Raw genomic sequence first — 233 nt, forward strand, 5'->3', positions numbered from 1 at the left:
GTAATGTATGGATTGAAGACAAGGCGGGTTCTGTATTTGACGTACCTATAAAAAGAATAAGTTCGAATGGGGGCTATTATGTTTACCAGTGGGAATTGAAAAACCTACCTGAAGGCTCGCACGATATAGTTGTTGCCGCAAAAGAAAATCATGGACCTATATCAAAAGAATTAGCTGTAACTTTTAGTTCAGATAAATCAGCACCAATAGTTGAAATCAACTTTAGTAATAAT

1 protein-coding gene is annotated in these 233 nt (G+C 35.6%); it reads left to right on the plus strand.

The features are described from left to right. The coding region (locus AAEY93_RS21155) for an Ig-like domain-containing protein (RefSeq protein WP_351079732.1) at positions 1-233 on the plus strand (233 nt) is incomplete at both ends.

It is taken from the genome of Shewanella sp. CAL98-MNA-CIBAN-0140 (assembly GCF_040309905.1).
In the GTDB taxonomy this organism is placed as follows: Bacteria; Pseudomonadota; Gammaproteobacteria; order Enterobacterales; family Shewanellaceae; genus Shewanella; species Shewanella psychromarinicola.